19 protein-coding genes are annotated in these 16928 nt (G+C 68.4%); 7 read left to right on the forward strand and 12 right to left on the reverse strand.

Annotation, left to right across the window (positions count from 1 at the left end; translation table 11 throughout):
• Positions 1-9: 9 nt before the first annotated feature.
• Complete coding sequence (locus ACFSZT_RS23835; RefSeq protein ID WP_377383777.1) at positions 10-561, forward strand: MarR family winged helix-turn-helix transcriptional regulator; 552 nt, start codon at positions 10-12, stop codon at positions 559-561.
• Positions 562-564: 3 nt separating this feature from the next.
• Here ACFSZT_RS23835 and ACFSZT_RS23840 read toward each other — a convergent pair whose 3' ends face one another.
• Genes ACFSZT_RS23840 through ACFSZT_RS23860 form a run of 5 tightly spaced genes read right to left on the reverse strand, consistent with a single transcriptional unit; the run spans position 565 to position 5655 of the window.
• Entirely contained in the window at positions 565-1713 is a 1149-nt protein-coding gene (locus tag ACFSZT_RS23840) for an NAD(P)/FAD-dependent oxidoreductase (protein ID WP_377383775.1), read from the reverse strand.
• Complete coding sequence (locus ACFSZT_RS23845) at positions 1710-2564, reverse strand: MaoC/PaaZ C-terminal domain-containing protein (protein ID WP_377383772.1); 855 nt, start codon at positions 2562-2564, stop codon at positions 1710-1712. The genes ACFSZT_RS23840 and ACFSZT_RS23845 overlap by 4 nt, the downstream gene beginning before the upstream one ends.
• 30 nt (positions 2565-2594) lie before the next feature.
• Positions 2595-3158: a nuclear transport factor 2 family protein gene (locus tag ACFSZT_RS23850; RefSeq protein WP_377383770.1), complete on the reverse strand. Its 564-nt coding sequence runs from the start codon at positions 3156-3158 to the stop codon at positions 2595-2597.
• 8 nt (positions 3159-3166) lie between these two features.
• Complete coding sequence (locus ACFSZT_RS23855) at positions 3167-4339, reverse strand: hypothetical protein (protein WP_377383768.1); 1173 nt, start codon at positions 4337-4339, stop codon at positions 3167-3169.
• 41 nt (positions 4340-4380) lie between these two features.
• Entirely contained in the window at positions 4381-5655 is a 1275-nt protein-coding gene (locus ACFSZT_RS23860; protein WP_377383765.1) for a cytochrome P450, read from the reverse strand.
• Between the two features lie 166 nt (positions 5656-5821).
• On the opposite strand from ACFSZT_RS23860, the gene ACFSZT_RS23865 reads away from it, so the two are divergent.
• Together ACFSZT_RS23865 and ACFSZT_RS23870 are read left to right on the forward strand one after the other, a co-directional pair.
• On the forward strand, positions 5822-6019 hold the full coding sequence (locus tag ACFSZT_RS23865; protein WP_377383762.1) for a ferredoxin: 198 nt from the start codon (positions 5822-5824) through the stop codon (positions 6017-6019).
• Positions 6016-6873 carry an SDR family NAD(P)-dependent oxidoreductase gene (locus ACFSZT_RS23870; RefSeq protein ID WP_377383759.1) on the forward strand — a complete coding sequence of 286 codons (858 nt, stop codon included), beginning with the start codon at positions 6016-6018 and terminating at the stop codon, positions 6871-6873. The genes ACFSZT_RS23865 and ACFSZT_RS23870 overlap by 4 nt, the downstream gene beginning before the upstream one ends.
• A 24-nt stretch (positions 6874-6897) precedes the next feature.
• Here ACFSZT_RS23870 and ACFSZT_RS23875 read toward each other — a convergent pair whose 3' ends face one another.
• Both ACFSZT_RS23875 and ACFSZT_RS23880 read right to left on the reverse strand, forming a co-directional pair.
• On the reverse strand, positions 6898-7647 hold the full coding sequence (locus tag ACFSZT_RS23875; RefSeq protein WP_377383757.1) for an SDR family NAD(P)-dependent oxidoreductase: 750 nt from the start codon (positions 7645-7647) through the stop codon (positions 6898-6900).
• Between the two features lie 51 nt (positions 7648-7698).
• Positions 7699-8145 carry a nuclear transport factor 2 family protein gene (locus ACFSZT_RS23880; RefSeq protein WP_377383754.1) on the reverse strand — a complete coding sequence of 149 codons (447 nt, stop codon included), beginning with the start codon at positions 8143-8145 and terminating at the stop codon, positions 7699-7701.
• Positions 8146-8292: 147 nt separating this feature from the next.
• Here ACFSZT_RS23880 and ACFSZT_RS23885 point away from each other — a divergent pair, with 147 nt between their 5' ends.
• Complete coding sequence (locus ACFSZT_RS23885; RefSeq protein ID WP_377383753.1) at positions 8293-9309, forward strand: NAD(P)H-dependent flavin oxidoreductase; 1017 nt, start codon at positions 8293-8295, stop codon at positions 9307-9309.
• Positions 9306-10181, forward strand: a complete 876-nt coding sequence (locus ACFSZT_RS23890; RefSeq protein WP_377383751.1) for an alpha/beta fold hydrolase — start codon at positions 9306-9308, stop codon at positions 10179-10181. Before ACFSZT_RS23885 ends, ACFSZT_RS23890 begins: the two co-directional genes overlap by 4 nt.
• A 28-nt stretch (positions 10182-10209) precedes the next feature.
• Here ACFSZT_RS23890 and ACFSZT_RS23895 read toward each other — a convergent pair whose 3' ends face one another.
• Positions 10210-10392 (reverse strand): hypothetical protein, encoded by a 183-nt coding sequence (locus tag ACFSZT_RS23895; protein ID WP_377383749.1) that lies wholly within the window; start codon positions 10390-10392, stop codon positions 10210-10212.
• Between the two features lie 284 nt (positions 10393-10676).
• Here ACFSZT_RS23895 and ACFSZT_RS23900 point away from each other — a divergent pair, with 284 nt between their 5' ends.
• Together ACFSZT_RS23900 and ACFSZT_RS23905 are read left to right on the forward strand one after the other, a co-directional pair.
• Positions 10677-12023, forward strand: a complete 1347-nt coding sequence (locus ACFSZT_RS23900; protein WP_377383747.1) for an aromatic ring-hydroxylating oxygenase subunit alpha — start codon at positions 10677-10679, stop codon at positions 12021-12023.
• Positions 12024-12328: 305 nt separating this feature from the next.
• A complete protein-coding gene (locus tag ACFSZT_RS23905; protein WP_377383744.1) occupies positions 12329-13351 on the forward strand; it encodes an LLM class flavin-dependent oxidoreductase in 1023 nt (340 codons plus the stop codon).
• 18 nt (positions 13352-13369) lie between these two features.
• On the opposite strand, the gene ACFSZT_RS23910 is transcribed toward ACFSZT_RS23905, so the two are convergent.
• From ACFSZT_RS23910 to ACFSZT_RS23925, 4 genes are all read right to left on the reverse strand, one after another.
• Positions 13370-14089 carry a tyrosine-protein phosphatase gene (locus ACFSZT_RS23910; protein WP_377478352.1) on the reverse strand — a complete coding sequence of 240 codons (720 nt, stop codon included), beginning with the start codon at positions 14087-14089 and terminating at the stop codon, positions 13370-13372.
• A gap of 136 nt (positions 14090-14225) precedes the next feature.
• Positions 14226-14849: a nuclear transport factor 2 family protein gene (locus ACFSZT_RS23915; protein ID WP_377383739.1), complete on the reverse strand. Its 624-nt coding sequence runs from the start codon at positions 14847-14849 to the stop codon at positions 14226-14228.
• Positions 14850-14878: 29 nt separating this feature from the next.
• Positions 14879-16306, reverse strand: a complete 1428-nt coding sequence (locus ACFSZT_RS23920) for an FAD-dependent oxidoreductase (protein ID WP_377383737.1) — start codon at positions 16304-16306, stop codon at positions 14879-14881.
• Positions 16303-16920 carry a histidine phosphatase family protein gene (locus tag ACFSZT_RS23925; protein WP_377383735.1) on the reverse strand — a complete coding sequence of 206 codons (618 nt, stop codon included), beginning with the start codon at positions 16918-16920 and terminating at the stop codon, positions 16303-16305. The genes ACFSZT_RS23920 and ACFSZT_RS23925 overlap by 4 nt, the downstream gene beginning before the upstream one ends.
• Positions 16921-16928 lie beyond the last annotated feature (8 nt).

The raw sequence follows: 16928 nt of genomic DNA on the forward strand, positions 1-16928 counted from the left end.
CGGCACGTCGTGGCGGCACGAAAGAACACAGGGTCTGCCGGCGCAACCGACGAGACAGAGACGATCACGGACCCGGTCGAGTGGGCGAACCACTACTGGTCCAAGTTCGATCTCGGCACGCATCAGGAGGCGTTTCTCGCCATGAGCTCGACGCTGCGCCTCCATCGGCTGATGACCGACACCGTGGAAACGGCGCTGCGTGCCTACAGTCTCAACCTGACAGACTACCTGGTGCTCATGACGCTCGAACTGAGCGACAACGGTACCCGGCTGCTCAGCCGCTTGGCCTGGAACCTGCTCGTGCACGCCACCACCATCACGCTCGCCACGGACCGACTGGAGGGCAGGGGACTGCTGTACCGGCACCCGCACCCGACCGACCGGCGCGCAACATGCGTGACGATCACCGACGAAGGGCGGGAGCTCACGCGAAAGGCCACCGACGCACTCCGCGAGGTGAAGTTCGGTCTGACCGGCAGCACCCTTGCCCAGCAGCAGAGGCTGCTCGCCGTGCTCGGCGCATTGCGTTCGGCCGCAGGCGATATCGACCGCGCTCACTGACACCTACCCGGCGGGCTGACCGACGCGGCGTCGCAACCGTGCCGCCTTGCCCGCCATCCCCGCCGCGACAACGGCCACGAGCCTTCCCTCAGCCACACACGTCGCGAGGAAGCGCCGTCCGTCGTCCTCCTCCACAGTGACATCGGCGTCCGGCACGACCTCGCCGAAAACCTGGAGTTTCAAGCCGAATTGATCACTCCACACGTAGGGCAGGAACTCCTCGCCACACGGCATGCCGAGCATGTCCCTGGCCACCACTCGTGCCTGCTCCCCTGCGTTCGTCCAATGCTCCACGCGACGATGGCGGCCGTCCGGCCCGAGCCACGCCGCGACGTCACCCACCGCCCACACGTCCGCGACGGTGGTACGCCCACGCTCGTCGCACAGCACACCGTCGCCGACCTCGATACCGCTGCCCGCCAGCCAGTCCGACTCAGGAACGGAACCAATGCCGACGACCACGACATCGGAGTCGATATCGGCACCATCGGTCAACGTGGCCCGCAGCTTGCGTCCGGACCGCACCAGTTCGGCCACCCCGGTGCCGCACCGCAGGTCGACGCCTGCCTTCCTGTGCCAGCGGGCCACCAGCTCCCCGAGCCTCTCCCCCAGCGCGCCCGCCAACGGGGTCGGCTGGGGCTCGACGAGATGGACCGTCAGCCCCAGCTCGCGCAGACTCGCCGCCACCTCGCACCCGATGAAGCCTGCCCCGACGACGAGCGCGGCGCCTGCTTCGTCCAGCCCTTGCCGCAACGCGAGGCAGTCGTCCAGGGAGCGCAGCGTGTGCACGCCGGGCAGGGACTCGCCGCCCGGGAGAGCGCGAGCGCGCAGTCCGGTCGCGACGACCAGGCGGTCGTAGCGGAGTGTGTCGCCGTCGGCCAGCAGGATGTGCTTTCGCCGCGGCTCCACCGCGGTCACCGCCGAACCCAGGCGGAGGGTGATGTCGTGATCGGCGAAGAACGCGTCGTCCCGCAACCGGATGTCGGCAAGCGAGCGGGTGCCCCTCAGGACCTCCTTCGACAGCGGTGGTCGATCGTAGGGTGGCGTGGATTCCGCCCCGACGAGCACCAGGCCGCCGTCGTATCCGGCTCTGCGCAGCTCTTCGGCGACGCGGACACCGGCGAGGCCGGCACCGACGACGACGACCGTCACCGTGCGGCGCCCGCGTTGAGCGTGCAGCGTCCGTTGGTCAGCACGACCGTGCCGTCGTCCTTGCGGGTCCGGAACACCGCCTCACCGTCACCGGTCCCCCAGATGTCCACGTGGAGGGTGTCGCCGGGCAGGACCGGAGCGGCGAACCGCGCGTCCATGCTCCGCAGGCCCTGAGCGTCCCCGCCGGCCAGGGCATGCAACAGGGCGCGGCCGGTGAAGCCGTACGTGCACAGCCCGTGCAGGATCGGCCGCTCGAAACCGGCGCGGCGCGCGAAGGCCGGATCGGAGTGCAACGGGTTGCGGTCACCCGAGAGCCGGTAGAGCAACGCCTGGTCCGCACGCGTCGAGTAGGTGACGGTGTGGTCGGGCGACCGCTCCGGCGCCTCCCAGGTAGAGCTGGGGCCACGGTCGCCTCCCCAGCCGCCGGCCCCGCCGATGAAGAGCGCGGAACGGGTGCGGAACATCGCCTCGCCGGTGTCCTCGTCGACGGACTCCGACTCGGTCACGACCAAGGCGGCCTTGCCCTTGTCGAACATGTCGGCGATGCGCGTGGTGGTGAGGACGGCACCCTTCGGGGGCAGCGGCCGCAGCACCTCCACGCCCTGCTCGGCGTGTACCAGCTTGGCCCAGTCGAACGTGCCGAACCTCTTGAAGATCCCCGGGTCCATGCTCAGCACCACCGGGTATGTCGGCAGCACCTGCTGCTCGGTGCCCTTGGTGTTCTCGGTGGTGTAGGCCAGCTCGTCGACACCCGCACCGACTCCCAGCGCATACAGGATGCAGTCCTTGCTCTCCCAGGTGGTGCGCCGTGGGCCCGACTCGGCGCCGATCGCGTCCGGATCCAATGCCATCGAAACAGCGTCCCTTCGTGATGTCGTGTCTCAGCCGCGGTTCGGGGGACCGAGGTGGTCGCACTCACCCGGTTCGAGTCGCCGCAGGATTCGCGGGCTCTCCCCCACGTACATGCGTTCACCCTCGATGAGCCCGCCCACATCGATCGGCCACACGATGAGTGCCCGGTACTCGACGAGATACCAGGCCGCGGGTTCGACCTCGTCCTCGGCGGCGAAACCGCGACTCGTCAGCAGCTCGCCCGTATAGGCGTGCCGAAAGATCCCTTCGGTGGCAACGGTGTCATGCTCGACCAGCACGTTCGAGATCTCGAACTCCAGCCGGTTCTTGCCGATCGCGATCGACGCTTCGTAGAACGCCTTCACCTCGTCGTACCCCTTGGGGCCGACCGAGTCGGAGGCACCCCAGACCTCGTAAACGGGTTGCGGGACCAGTGTCTCCATCAGTGCGGGGACGTCACCCCGGACCTCCTCCCGCACATGCCGGGCGACGATCTCCAGATTCGCGCGCTTGCGCGGGTCCGGCTCGGTGCCGGCCCGGTCCGCCAGCAGTTGCCAGCTGCGTTCCGCGGCGGGGCGGAGTTCGGTGATCATCGTTCACCTCACGCGAAACCGTAGGGCCGGAACGGCCCGTCGAGGAACAACTCGGTGTGCCCGGCTCCGGTCCACCGCCGGCCATCCGGGGCGATCGTCTCGACCCGGGACACGTACTCCTTGCCGATCAACCCCGGTACGGGCGTCCCGTTGTACATCCGGAAATCCAGTGGCTGCCGGGAGAAGTCGAACTCGTCCCACTCGACCGCGGGCTGCTCGGGTCCGTGGTAGGTCCGGAACGATCCCCCGTCGCGCCAGCTGCCAGCCTGGTAACCGAGCGTCGCGGTCACCCACGCGGGCGCCGCCGGGCGTACGTGCTGCACCCACTCGCCACCGTCGGCGTCGGTCAGTGTGATGGTGGCCGCGGCCAGAATCCTCGTGTCGCCGACGAATTCCAGCCGGTGTCGTCCGGCGACCAGCTCGACGCCCTTGCCGTCCCAGCCGAAGTCGAACCGCCCCTCGAACGGGGTGCCGAACGTATCGTTCATCGGCACTTGCGCGCCATCCGGCGACTCGTGGATGGCGTAGAAGCCGGACAGTTCACAGGCGCCGAACAACGTCCAGAACCGCAGTGCCCTCGGCACGCCCTCGGGTTCGGCGGGCGGCAACCATCTCGGGTCCGGCGCCAGTGGGGGCCGCTGGTGGTATAGGCCCCACGAGTGGTCGCGATCGGCGTACCAGGACCCTGGTTCCACCTCGATGCGTTCGCCGTCGACCTTCAGCCAGCCTCGCGCGGTACCGCTCTGGGCGTAGCGGGTCTGGTCGGTGATGGGGCGCCCGCCGCGGGTGGCGAAGTGGTGCGCCTCCTCGAAGGCGGGCGCGGACCCCAGCCAATGCAGGTCGAAGCTGAACCCGGACGGGTTGTCGTCCAGCGTCAACCGGATGTCCCGGTACGGCTCCACGATCTCGATCCGGTACGGGCCGATCTCGGTGGCGCAGTGGTCACGCCAGGTCCGGCTGAACCGGACGGTTCGCTGCACCCCGGCGCGGTTGATACCGGCGTACCCGCCGACGAGGTTGGTGTTGGGATTGATCCGCATTCCCTGGAAGCAGAAGATCTGCCGGTCGGGATTGAACACACCGAAGAAGTAGCCGTCGTCGAAGCCGTGGTCGCTGTCCGCTACGCGACTCAGCGGGTAGGGCGTCTGGTGGACCGGAAGCTCGTCATACGGGCTCAGCATCGCTCACCTCGGCAGTGCGGCGTGGACATGGACGGGACTGCTCACGCCGTGAACCGCAACGGCAGCCGCGCGATGCCGTGCTGTGCGAAGCTCGGCAGGTACTCGACGTCCTCGGGGTCGGCCTCGAGGGCGATCTCCTTCGTCCGCCTCAGCCAGGCGGTGATGCCGACCCGTGTCTCCAGGCGCGCGATGGGCGCGCCGAGACAGAAATGCTCGCCCTTGCCGAACGCGAGGTGATTGCCTTCGCTCGCCCGGTCGAACGACAGCCGATCCGGCTCGTGGAAGTTGCGCTCGTCGCGGTTGGCCGACCCGTAGACCAGGTAGATGTTCGACCCCTTCGGGATCGTCACACCACCGATCTCGACGTCCTCGTTCGCGGTCCGGAAGATGCCCTGGACCGGGGACTCCAGCCGGAGCACTTCCTCCACGACCTTCGGCACGAGCGCGTGGTCGGCGCGGACGGCCGTCATGAGCTCGGGGTCGGTGACCAGCTTGTACATCACTGACGTCAGCAGGTTGGTGGTGGTCTCGTTGCCTGCGACGAGGAACTGGACGAGCATCTGCAGCATCTCGTTCTGCGTCAGCGGGGTCTCGCCGTCGATGCGTGCGCCGACGATGGCCGACAGGAGATCGTCGGTCGGTTCCTCGCGGCGCCGCGCGATCTGCTCGGTGAAGTAGTCGTAGAACTCGTCGACCGCGGCGAACAACTCGGCGATGGTGTCGTCGCTCAGGTTCATACTTCCGGTGCCGGCGACGAACGCGTCCGACCAGCGCTTGAACGTCGGGTGCATCTCGGCGGGCACTCCAAGGATGTCGGCGATGACCGTCATCGGCATCAGGATGGAGAACTGGCTCACCATCTCGGCCTTGCCATCGTCGATGAAGGCGTCGATCAACTCGTTCGCCAGCTGCTCGACGGACGGCTCCATCGCGAGGACCCGGCGAGCGGTGAACGCCCGGTTCACGAGCTTGCGCTGCCGGCTGTGCACCGGCGGATCCGCGTTGAGCAGCACCGCCGACTCACTGATCTCGAGCCTGCGTTGGGCCTGCGCCCGCAACGTCGAACTGGTGTCGGGGTCAGCGACGAGCCTCCTGGCCAGTGGGGTGACCGAACCCGGTCCACTGGCCATCACGGACGAGAACTTCTCGGGCGCTCTGAGCACCGCCACGATGTCGTCGTACCGAGTCAGCGCATAGGCCTGAATCCGCTCGATCCATCGAGGCGCCGCCTCCTCCCGCATCGGCCCGTATGCCAGGTGCGGGCAGCGCGCCATCTCGGGCTTCGCGTCGAAAAGATCGCGAACGGGATCGGTCACCTTCACGAGTCATCCTCCTGGAGAACTGCGGCACGGCGGCTTCGCCGCACGCGCCCAGATTAGTCTAGCGATGGACTGTTTACAAGGCGATTGAATCGCGAGGCCGCGACGCGCGATACTCTGGCTGTAGAGTTTTCGTTTCAACCACAGCGGATCGGAGTCGCTCATGCGCGTGGTCACTGACCTCGACAAGTGCTGCGGAAACGGCCAGTGCGTCATGGACGCACCCGACGTGTTCGACCAGAACGACGATGACGGCACCGTCATCGTGCTTCAGGAGTTCCCCGGCGCGGAACAGGCGGATGCGGTCCGAAACGCCGTCCGCAACTGCCCCACCGAGGCGATCACGGTGCTGGACTCATGACCGACCCGTTTCGCCTCGACGGCGAGGTCGCGATCGTGACCGGCGGCAGCCGGGGCATCGGGCACGCCATCGCGCGGTCGCTGGTGGGCGCCGGCGCCGACGTGCTCATCTGCGGCCGCGACGCCGACCAGGGACGGATAGCGCGGGACGAACTGTCCGGTGCCGCGGGCAAGGTCGAGTTCACGCGTGCCGACGTGACGTCCGAGGACGACGTGACGGCGCTCGTCGACTACTGCCTCGACTCGTTCGGACGGCTGTCGATCCTGGTCAACAACGCGGGCCCGACCGACCTCCTGCACAGCCGCGACGTCGATGGCCCGCTCGGCCAGATCTCGCCGCACAACTGGCACCGCGTCCAGGACAGCGCGCTGACCAGCGCGTACCTGACGACGCGCGCCGCGCTGCCACCCATGATGTCGGCGGGCCGCGGTTCGATCGTCAACATCACCTCGATCGCGGCCGCGCTGGCGATGCCCGGTTTCGCGGCGTACACGGCGGGCAAGGCGGGGGTCGAGGCGATGACCAGGGCAGTCGCGGCGGAATACGGACATCTCGGCATTCGCTGCAACGCGATCCGCGTCGGCACGATCGCCGTGGACCACGAACGCGGACGGCCACGACCGAAGGCCGCGCCACCCAAGATCGGGAAGGACTACCGGAGCGAGGACTGGCGCGCGGCCACCCCGCCCCCGGCGGGCGACCCGGACGACGTCGCCAACGCGGTGCGCTACCTCGTCGCCCCGGCAAGCGCCTACGTCACCGGGATCACCCTGCCGGTGGACGGTGGCCTCGGCTGCCGGTCACTCATGCCCTGGCAGACGCCACGCCCGGAGGCCGGAGCCGAGACCACCTGAGCCCGCCAGACGCGGGCGGGAGCGCTACTTCCCGCCCGCGTTCTGCGCCGCCTGCAAGAAGGTCACCGTCGCCTCCGTCAGGCCGCCGTCGACGTAGAGCACCTGCCCGGTGACGTATCGGGCATCCTTCGAGGCGAAGAAGGACACCACGTCGGCGATGTCCTCGGGCAGCGCACGACGCCCGAGCGGAACGAGGTTGTTGAACCGTCCCTCGCGCTCCGGATCGGCCGACACCTGCGCCGTCCCCTCGGTCCGGACGCCCCCGGGAGCGACCGCGTTGAAACGCACGCCGGTGTGTGCGAACTCCACAGCGCAGAGCTTGGTCAGCGAGACGAGCGCGGCCTTGGACGGGGAGTATGCCCCGGTGCCGGGCGTCGGCACCTTCGCCGCCATCGACGCGATGTTCACCACCGAACCACCGCGGGACGACAGCTGGGAGATCAACAGTTGGGTCAGCAGCAGCGGCGCGACCGCGTTGACGTCCATGACCTTCCGAAACTGCTCGGCCGTGATGTCGGTAAGCCTCACAGGCGGAAAGATCCCGGCGTTGTTGACGAGAACGTCGAGCGAGTCCACCGATGCCGCCAACACGCGCAGGGCGTCGGGATCGGCGACATCACAGACCATCGCCCGGCCGTCGACCTCGGCCGCGACCTCTTTCGCCGCCGCCTCGTCGAGGTCCACCACGATGACATCGCAGCCGTCCGCGGCCAGCCGGCGCGCTATGGCCCGTCCGATTCCCCGTCCGGCGCCGGTCACCAGCGCGTTGCCCATGGAACCACCTTTCTCCACACAGCCGAGGGTGAGGGGTGTCGACTACGCGGGTCATCCCTTGTCGAGGACGACGCGCTTGAGCCGGGTCAGTTGCGTCCGGCAGATCTTCCACCGGCCGTCTTCCTTGCGGTATTCCTCGCGGTAGTGCCCGTACCCTGTGTGGGACTGGTACGTGCTGTCCTCCGGAGTCTCGACGAGGTCGAACATCGGCCACACGCCCCGAGCATGGGTCTCGTCGATGATCTCGATCTCGGGCATATGTCCGTGATGGACGGACATCGCCCCGTCGAAATGCCGTCGAGCCGAATCCACGAACTGCTCCCGGGTCATCGGCTTGCTCGTTGATTCCGCGAAGTCGATCTGCAGGTCGGCCGTGAAGAGCTGGGCGAACTCGTCCCACAGTTTGAGGTCGACGGCCCGGAAGTACCTGGCTTTCAGCTGTTTGATCTCCTCGATCGCCACCAGCCGCCGGACCTGTTCCTCGATGGATGCGTCCACTCCGGTCGTCCTCCTCGTTGACGGACTCAGCGCGACGCGGGCGCCGCCTGTCGACACCGCCGCGCTCACCACGTACTCTAACGTCAAATACTCTACTGTCCAAGTTTTTCGGAAGATCATCGAGCGGTTGAGGAGTGAGCCGGGTTCATGGCGCTGGTGACACGCTTCACGGAGCAGTTCGACGTCCGGCATCCCATCGTGTGCGGCGGCATGACCGCGGTGGGCACCGCCGATCTGATCTCGGCGGTGGCGAACAGTGGCGCGCTGGGGTTCCTCACGGCGCTGACGCAACCCAGCCCGGAAGCCCTTGTGAAGGAGATCAGCCGCTGCCGTGATCTGACCGATCAGCCCTTCGGCGTCAACCTGACCATCCTGCCGAGCATCGACCCCATCCCCTACGACGAGTACCGGGACGCCGCCATCGAATCCGGGATCAGGATCATCGAGACCGCGGGACGGAGTCCGGAACCGCACATGCCGGCGTTCCGAGCGGCCGGGGTGAAGGTGATCCACAAGTGCGTCAGCGTGCGGCACGCGATCAAGGCGGAACAGCTCGGCGTCGACGCTGTCAGCATCGACGGCTTCGAGTGTGCCGGGCACCCCGGCGAGGACGACATCGGCGGCCTCGTCCTGATCCCGGCGGCCACCGCCGCGCTCTCGATACCGGTGATAGCCAGCGGGGGCATCGCGGACGCGCGCGGCCTGGTCGCGGCGCTCGCATTGGGTGCCGACGCGGTGAACATGGGGACCAGGTTCGTAGCAACCGAAGAGGCACCGGTGCACGAGAACGTCAAACGGCAGATCGTCGCCAACGACGAACGCTCCACCAACCTGGTGTTCCGCAAGTTCCGCAACACTGCCCGGGTCGCCAAGAACACGATCTCGGATACCGTGATCGACATCGAGTCCCGGCCCGACAGCACCTTCGACGACGTCGCGGAACTCGTGTCCGGCAAGCGAGGGCGCACCCAGGTGCTCGCCCAGGGACGCATGGACGACGGCATGTGGTGGGCGGGGCAGACCCAGGGCCTCATCGACGACGTGCCGAAGTGCGGCGAGCTCGTCGATCGGATCGTCGCCGAGGCGTGCGAGCTGATCGAGCGCCGGCTCGCCCCGGCAGTGCGGACCGAGCCGTCGGCACCAACCGCGCGGACCGCCGGGTGACCGCGGCGGCGAAGGGCATGGAGGCCACGCTCGATACACAGAACGGCGTGCCGCGGTGGTTCTCGGCCGCGCTCGCACACACTCCCGAGGTTCGGCAGCTGACGAGCGCCGACGGCCTCACGATCACGTACCGGGCGTGGGGTGACCGGACGCGGCCCGGGTTGATCCTCATCCACGGCGCGGGAGCCTCGTCGCGGTGGTGGGACCACATCGCGCCGCACCTCCCGGGTCACCGCGTCGTGGCGCTCGATCTGAGTGGCCACGGAGACAGCGGCCACAGGCCCGCCGGTTACGACGTGGCCGAGTGGGCCGCTGAAGTGTCTGCCGTCGCGGTTGCCGAGGCGCTGGACCGTCCGGTCCTCGTCGGCCACAGCCTAGGCGGGCGCGTGGCGGTGGCTGCCGCCATCGCCGCACCCGAGCGGTTCTCTCGTGTCGTACTCGTCGACACGCCGTCGCGGCACAACACCGTCGTCCGGCTCGGCAACCACCGGGTCTACGCGTGCCCCGACGACGCGATTCAGCGCTTCCGGACGCTACCCGAGCAGCCGAACGTCCTCGACTACATCCGGGGCCATATCGCCCGTCATTCGTTGCGCCCGGTCCGTGGTGGGTGGACGTGGAAGTTCGACCCGCGCATCTTCTCGACGCGGCCACCGCTCGCCCAGGACCTGCCGAAGCTGACCACGCCGGTCGCCCTGGTGCGCTGCGAGCACGGGATGGTGCCGCAACACATGGCCGACGAGATGACGCACCTGGTCGGAGACTCGATGCCCGTGATCCGGATTCCGGGAGCCGGGCACCATCCGATGCTCGACCGCCCCCTGGCCCTGGCGGCAGCGCTCCGTCGGCTGCTCCGGTCGTCGGCCGCCTGACGGCCGGCATCAGCGGCCGGCCGTCAGGTCACGATTCTGCCTCCACAAGAGCAGCCAGCTCCGCATCCCAGTCGGCCGCGTTGTCGTCGTACGGATCCAGTTCGGCAGCGACGTCATACGGGAAGTAGGCGCCGACCATGGCCGCGCTCACTTCGCCCATGCTCACCCACCACGACATCCGGCAGCGCCGTTCGCGATCTCGCCTTGTCATGGACGCAGCATCGCCCCGGCCGGCACCTGACGCAATGGACGGAAGATGAATCGATCGCGAACTCGATAGTCTCTCTCACAGCTATCGATCATGTCGGTCACCTCGCCCGCCCTCAGCCACGGCAGAACTCCGGTCGCCCACCCGTGCGCACCAGCACACACACCGGCTCCTTACTCGTCCGCAAAATAGTCTATCGCACGAGTAATAACGGGGGTAGGCTGGTGACAGGCCTTGACCAGGGGCACAGCGTGCACCGATCGTGAGCAGCGGAGGCGAGGATCGACGTGGGCGAGAGAATCGATGTCGGAGACCGGCTGATCTCGTATCAGGACGTACTGCGCCTGGATACCCGAGAGGTTCCCAAGCACATCAGCCAGGAGTCCCGCGGGAGCTTCGACTTCGACGAAGCGCCGATCGACATCTACATCTCGCGGGAGTGGCACGAGCGCGAGAAGCAGAACCTGTGGAAGCGCGTCTGGCAGCTGGCCTGCCGCGAGGAACACATCCCGGAGGTCGGAGACCACTATGTCTATGAGATCGCCGGCCTGTCGTACCTGATCGTCCGGTCGGCTCCCGATGAGATCCGCGCCTTCCCGAACGCGTGCCTGCACCGGGGCCGCCAGCTGAAGGACTACGCGGGCCGGTGCTCGGAGATCCGGTGTCCGTTCCACGCGATGACCTGGGACCTCGACGGCAACCTCAAGCGCATTCCGGCGCCGTGGGAGTTCGAGCACATCGACCCCGAGAGGTTCACGCTTCCCCAGGTCAGCGTCGGCACGTGGGCCGGCTTCGTCTTCCTCAATCCCGATCCGGACGCCGAGCCACTCAGCACGTTCCTGGGCGATCTACCCGAGCACTTCGCCAAGTGGGACTTCGAGAACAGGTACGTCGAGGTTCACGTCTCGAAGCTGCTGCGCTGCAACTGGAAGGTCGCGCAGGAAGCCTTCATGGAGTGCTGGCACGCCGCGGCGACCCACCCGCAAACCGTGCCCTATGCGGCCTTCGGCGTGTGCCAGGTCGACTGCTACGACAACTTCGCGCGGTTCATCACGCCGTCGGAGGTCGTCGGCCCGATGATGCCGTGGGATCCGAGCACCGAGGACATGCTGCGAGCGACCCTGGACGTCCGAGAGGACGAGGAGCTGCCCGTGCAGCTGGAGCCGGGTGAGACCGCGCGGTCCTTCGTCGTGCGCAACACCCGCGAGAAGTGGCGCGGCTTCCTGGGCGACAAGATCGACGAGTGGGCCGACTGCGAACTGGTCGACAACTTCACCTACACCGTGTTCCCGAACATCATGCCGTGGGGCGGCGTGCACAAGATCTGCTACCGCTTTCGCCCCAACGGGGACGACCACCGGACCTGCATCATGGACGTCTTCTACATCGCCCCCTTCACGGGTGAGCGGCCACCGCCCGCGGACGAGGTGAAGCTTGGCTTCGACGACCCGTTCAGCAGCGTGTCCGCCCTCGGCATCGTCGGCAACATCCTGGACCAGGACTGCTTCAACATGGAGAAGGTGCAGTTCGGCCTGGAGACCACGGCGAAGCCCACGGTCACTTTCGCTTCGTACCAGGAAGACAATCTCAAGTGGATGCAGCGGCTGCTGCGGCGGTATGTGGAGGGGCGCTGACCCATGGCCGGTGGACTGAGGCATCCCTATAGCCGTGACCTGTACGAGCTGGACGAGCAAGGCCGCGTGCGGGTCACCTTGCGCAGCGGTGAAGTCGGCTACTACGGCGCCGACGGACGATGGCTGGACGGGGCCAAGTTCGACGCGGACCCGCACCTGTGCGGATGGGTCAGTGCCCCCCGTAACGCGCACCGCATGAACACGGCATCACACTGACCTGAACCCGGCCCTGCCGTGAGCCGGACGTCGCCGCTCCTGCCGGCCGCCTGTGCGCGAGCGGCGCGCCGGGCTCGTGAGGAGCGCACATGAAGATCGGGCTTCGCTACGACATGCGGGCACCAGACCTGGGTCCCGGTTCGGTGCCTGCCGCCGCTCTGTACGCGGCGGCAGTGGAGCAGGTGCGGTGGGCGGACGAGCGCGGTTTCGACGCCGTGTACGTGTCCGAGCACCATGGCGCGGAGGACGGATACTGCCCGTCGCCGATGGTCCTGGCCTCGGCGATCGCCGGCGCGACGAGCTCGATCACGCTGCACTTCTCCGCACTGTGCATCACCATGCACCACCCGCTGCGGCTCGCCGAGGACCTCGCGGTGCTCGACCTCATCGCCGGGCGCGGCCGTGTCCTCGTCACCGCGGGCATGGGTTACCGCCCGCACGAGTTCGCGATGTTCGGTGTCGACTATGCCGACCGGGCGACCGTGTTCGAGTACAACCTCTCGGCCCTGCGGAAGGCGTGGACGGGCGAGGAGTTCGAGTTCGAGGGCCGGACCGTCCGCGTGACGCCCCGGCCTGCCACGCCCGGTGGCCCGACGCTCTACGTCGGTGGAAACGCCAAGCCCTCCGCCCGGCGCGCAGCCCGGCTCGGTCTGGGTTACCGGCCGGCGAGCAAGGAGCTGTACGAGTACTACGAAGCCGAGTGCGCCCGGCTGGGCCTGCCGGCGCCCGAGCCGTTCCCCGAGCACGGTCCGGCGTTCGTCCACGTGACGGAGGATCCCGACAAGGCTCTGGCGCAGCTCGCACCCCATCTCATGCATGCGGGCACCATGTACGCGCGCTGGGCGACCGAGCGCGGTAGCTCGAGCACCAACGGCTACTGGCGGGAGCTGCAGGGCGTCGAGACGATCAAAGCCGACCCGAGCATGTGGATCGTGACCCCCGACGAGCTCGTCCGGCGCTGCCGCGCCCTTCCACCGGACTACGAACTGCGGCTGCACCCGCTGCTCGGCGGCCTGCCGCCCGAGCTGTCCTGGCGCAGCCTCGAACTGCTCGCCGACACGGTGCTGCCACAACTCAACGCCGGGACCGGTCAACTGACCGAGCCCGGATGATCCGGCCCGGCGCGCAGCTCAGCCGACGAGGAGCGAGCGCAGCCGGTCGAGCTGGTCGTCGGACAGCCCGAGGCCCTTGCGCAGGTAGCCCTCCAGGTCCCCGTAGTCTTTTTCCAGTTGAGCCGTGCCGGCCTCCAGATACGCGGCATCGGCGATCATGGCCGGCCGGAAGAAGTCGTCCGCCCGGTCCCCGAAGAACGCACGCGCGACGTCGAGGGTGGCGCCCGTCGCCTGCATCCGCTCGTTCGTCAGCAGGTAGTCGCGGACGATGTCCGCATCCGACACCCCGGCTAACCGCTGCAGCAGCATCGCGATCCAGCCGGTCCGGTCCTTGCCCTCCGCGCAGTGGAAGACCTGGGGTCCGTCCTCGGCGCTGATCGCGGCGAGGGCCGCCCCGATGCCCGCCCGCTTGTGGGGTGCCGAGACGAAGCCCCGGTAGTGCTCGACCATGGCATCCCGAACGTCGGACGGCGTTCGCAGCCCCCGCACCCTGTCCGGGGGCAACCCGGGGACCGCCAGGTGCCGCCAGATCGCTCCAGCGGGTACCGTGTCCGGCCGCCGATCGATCTCGCCCCGGCCGCGAAGGTCGTGGACCGCCACGATGCCGAGCGCGCCGAGCGTCGCGAGGTCCTCCGGCGAGGGGTCGACGGTGCTGGAGCGAAACACCACGCCCCGGCGCATCGGCCCGTGTGGTGTCACATAGCCCTCGGTACCCGCGAGGTCCCGGAAGTTGGGCACCGATGGGAGCGTGTGCACGATGATGGTGCCGTCCGCATCTCCCGCGCGGAGACCAGATCCGGCCCGCCCGTCGTCGGTCGGCGCCGGATCCGGTGCTGCCGGACGCCCCGCTGTGGATGTCATGTCGCTCCCATGATCACTCGTCGAACGAGTCGAAGCCGAGTGTGTAGCTGGGGTCGCCGCCGTCCCGGGTGCCGGGCAGGTTGTAGCGCGCGCGTCCTCCGTCGAGCACCATCGTCGAGGGCCGGCACTGGTTCCACTCCACGGTGATCCGGCGGCGCCAGACCCGCCACACGCCGTCGCGTTTGAGCAGCTTGTCGAGATAGCGGCCGCCGGTGAGGTATTCGTGCTCGCCCTCGAGCGTTCCCTCGGTCTTGGCCCGCTCGGCATAGTCCTCGCCGAAGAACCGGGCGACCGAGTCCCATCCACCGGGCACCCGGTGATAGCCCAGGAGGTACGACTCGGCGATCGCCCGATCACCGTCGACCTCGACGAGCTCGTTGGTGACGTGGTGGACTCCGTAGCTGGTCTGCTCCTTCAGCCGCGGAATCATGAACTCGGCGAACTCGTGCGCGCTGCCGTCGAAGGACCCGTGGGCGTCGGTCGCGTCGTCGTGATAGACGGACTTGAGCAACTCGATGTCGCACCGGTCGATCGCGCGCGCATAGCGGTGCAGGACCTCCACGATCTGCTGCCGGTCGTACACCAGTTGCAGCATCGCGTCACGGTCGGCGGGTTCCGGGCGAGGTGCGAAGAGCATGTCGTCTCCTGTCGTCGTTGCAGTCCGGTTCACGCCAGCGCGGGCAGCACGTACTCGGCTGCCGCTTCGCCCGCCATCCTGCCGAGCCCGGCCGCACTGGCCAGGGAGCTGCCGGAGCCGGAGTAGGTGGGTCCGACGATGCCGCCGGTGCACTCACCCGCCGCGTAGAGACCGGCGATGAGGTGGCCGTCGACGCCGATCACCCGCGCGTGGTCGTCGATCCGCAGGCCGTACCCGGTATGGGCGATGGCCGTCGGCCGGACCTCCACCGCGTAGAACGGCGGCGTGGCGATCGGGTTGAGGAAGCGGGCGGCTTTCCCGAAGTCGGTGTCCTCCCCCGCCTCCACCAGCTGGTTGTACCGGGCGACAGTCCCGCACAGATCCGGTTCCGGTATGCCCGCGGAGGCGGCGAGCTTGTCGAGGGAGCCCGCGATGTGGACGCGGTCGTGGTCCTTGAACTGCTCCATGACGTCCGCGGTGTAGTGCTTGGGCTTGAACTTCGCGTGGTTGGGCCAGATCTGCTTGTAGGCGTCGCCGTACCGCTCGGCGAGCTCGGGGGGCGGCCGCAACGCGGCGTCGTCGAACACGACGTAGCCGACGTTGTCGCGCGCCTTCATCAGGCTGTCGAGAATCCCGTACGGTGCGGTCTCGTCACAGAAGCGATGACCGTTCTTGTCGAGCAGGATCGTCCAGCCGGGCAGGAACGCCTCGTGCATGGTGTCGACCCCGGGGTTGAGCATCCGCAGGCCGCGATTCTCGCCGGTCAGCTGCGCGCCGAGCTGCTCGGCGAACCGGAGGTGGTCACCGCGCGCCCCGTCCGCACCGATGTAGAACGTCTCCCCCGGCACCCAGGCGATCGGGTAGTGCCTGGCGAGGTAGTCGGGGTTGGCGCCGAAACCGCCGGTGGCCACGACAACGGCGCCGGCGGTCAACGTCTCTCCGCCCGCGCGCACACCGGTCACCCCGCCGCCTTCCCGGACCAGCTCGTCCACGCGGTTGCCGAGGGCGAACTCGATCCCGGCTTCCCGGCAGCGCGGCACGAGCGCGTCCACGATGGCTTGCCCGCCACCCTCGACGCAGTGCCCGCGAGGGCGCCGGTCGTCGCCACTGAAGATGAGCCGCTCGTAGAACGGGACACCGTGGTTCTCGAGCCAGTCGATCGTGTCGCCACTGCGCGAGGCCCATCGCTCAACCGGCCCGGCGGAGACGTCCCAGACGTTGATCGCCATGTACTCCTTGAACAGGTCGTCCTCGCCGTCCTCGATACCGGCCGCGCGCTGCAACCGGCTCCGGCTCCCCATGACGACCCCACCGGAGAGCCGGGTGGAGCCGCCGAGGACGCCCTCGGACTCCACGACGAGCACGTCGCGGCAACCGTTCTCCTTGGCCGTCAAGGCGGCTGCGAGGCCTCCGAGGCCGGAACCGATGACGATGACGTCGAAGTCCGGACTGTTCATCTGGAACTCCTGTCGACAGGCGCCCGCCAGGGCAGGCGGAGATGGGACGAATCGTTGAGGCACGTGATCTCGCGCCGGCCACTGCGGCCGGCGAGCACGCCGGTGACTCCGGTGTAGGTGGGGTGGTGGAAGACGAGCCGCCGGGAGCCGAGGAAGCCGCCGACGAACGCGTTGATGACCGTGCCGTGGGTGACGACGACGACGCGCCGGCCGGGATGCGCGGCGATGATGGCCTCGACGGTGTCAACGGCCTTGCGCCGGATCGCGGCGGCATCGGTGCCGTAGGCCGAGAAGTCTTCCCTCCGGAAGGCGGCCATCAGCTCGTTACCCTCCACCAGCAGGTCCTCGAGGTGCAGGTAGGGATGTCCCTGGTCGAATTCGGCCAACCCCTCGTCGGTCCGCGGCTCCAGATCGAGCCGGTCGGCCAGAACCGCCGCCGTGTCCAGCGCGCGACGCTGGGGCGAGGTGTACAGCGCGTCCCAGGGACCGTGCCGCAGCCGGTCGGCCACCGCGTGAGCCTGTTGCCATCCCGTGGAGCTCAGCCCCGGGTCGTGCCGTTGGTGCGGGCTCGCCGACGGGTCAGGATGAGCGTGCCGCACAAGGGCGAGTTCCACCTGGCAGA

Origin of the sequence: Prauserella oleivorans (assembly GCF_042685745.1) — a bacterium.
In the GTDB taxonomy this organism is placed as follows: Bacteria; Actinomycetota; Actinomycetes; order Mycobacteriales; family Pseudonocardiaceae; genus Prauserella_A; species Prauserella_A oleivorans.